Genomic DNA, 1,441 nt, shown 5'->3' with positions numbered 1-1,441 from the left:
GGGCGCTGGCCTGCGGCGCCGGGGTGGCGATGACGACGTGGCTGAACGGGCCGTGGCTGCAGCCTTCGGCATCCTGCAGGCTCCAGTGGCTGCCGCCGCGGAACACCTCGGTGATGCGGCAGGCGAAGTGCACCGGCAGGGCGCCGAGCAGGGCGCGGGTGATGGCGCTCATGCGCGGCGTGCCGACCCAGCGCACCTGTTCGTCCGGCGAGGCGCTGAGCTGACCGTCCTTGGCGTGGTACATGCCCGGCGTCCATTCGGCGACCCAGCCGCGGGTCAGCCACTGCTGCACCACCTCGACGAAGCGGCGGTCGCGCGCGGTGAAGTACTGGGTGCCCAGGTCGAGGCTGCCGACATCGCTGCGCTTGCTGGCCATGCGCCCCCCGCTGCCGCGACTCTTGTCGAACAGCTGGACCTCCTGGCCGGCGGCGTGCAGGGCCTGGGCGGCGGACAATCCCGCGATGCCGGTGCCGATGATGGCGATGGGTGCGTTCATGGTGACCTCGTCAGCTCTGAATGCTTTACAGGCTACGCTTTGGACAAAAGCTATACAAGAATGCTTTCATGTACAGCTGTTGCCTCGGGTGTCGCTCCTTACTCTAGGTTTAGGACAAACGCGGCCATCAATAAAGGCACGTGTGCGCGTCATAAACCAGACTAGGGGTGAAAGCTCATCAATTTCCATGCGAGGACGATGCCATGCATATCCTGCTGACCGGCGGTACTGGCCTGATCGGCCGCGGGCTCTGCGCCTACTGGGCCGAGCAGGGCCACCGCCTGACCGTCTGGAGCCGCGAGCCGGACAAGGTGAAGCGCCTGTGCGGCGCGACCGTGCGCGGCATCGGCCGGCTCGAGGAGCTGGCCGAGGAGCCGCTCGACGCCGTGGTCAACCTGGCCGGCGCGCCCATCGCCGACCGGCCCTGGAGCAGCAAGCGCAAGGCGCTGCTGTGGGCCAGTCGCATCGGCTTGACCGAACAGCTGCTGGCCTGGCTGCAGGGTCGCAGCCAGCGCCCGGCGCTGTTGCTGTCCGGCTCGGCGGTGGGCTGGTACGGCGACGGCGGCGAGCGCGAGTTGCACGAGGACACGCCGCAGGTCACCGACGATTTCGCCGCGCAGTTGTGCGGTGCCTGGGAGGAGACTGCCCTGCGCGCCGAGGAACTGGGCCTGCGCGTGGTGCTGGTGCGCACCGGCCTGGTGCTCAGCGCCGATGGCGGCATGCTCAAACGCCTGCTGCTGCCGTTCAGGCTGGGCCTGGGCGGACGCCTCGGCGACGGCCGGCAGTGGATGCCCTGGGTGCATATCGCCGATCAAATCGCCCTGATGGACTTTCTCTTGCAGCGAGACGCTGCCCGGGGTCCCTATAATGCGTGCGCGCCGCAGCCGGTGCGCAACGCCGAGTTCGCCAGGGCGCTGGGCCAGGCCCTGCATCGCCCGGCGATCC

At 68.8% G+C, this 1,441-nt stretch carries 2 protein-coding genes; one reads left to right on the top strand and one right to left on the bottom strand.

Annotated elements, in window-relative coordinates:
- The coding region (locus N878_RS20355) for an NAD(P)/FAD-dependent oxidoreductase (protein ID WP_021445384.1) at nucleotides 1-496 on the bottom strand (496 nt) is incomplete at its 3' end.
- Nucleotides 497-699: 203 nt separating this feature from the next.
- Between N878_RS20355 and N878_RS20350 the strand changes: the two genes are divergently transcribed.
- A partial coding sequence (locus tag N878_RS20350) for a TIGR01777 family oxidoreductase (protein WP_021445383.1) occupies nucleotides 700-1,441 on the top strand: 742 nt, incomplete at its 3' end.

Origin of the sequence: Pseudomonas sp. EGD-AK9 (assembly GCF_000465935.2) — a bacterium.
Lineage (GTDB): Bacteria > Pseudomonadota > Gammaproteobacteria > Pseudomonadales > Pseudomonadaceae > Aquipseudomonas.
Note: the sequence above shows the minus strand (reverse complement) of the source record. Positions and strands in the feature narration are given on the sequence as shown.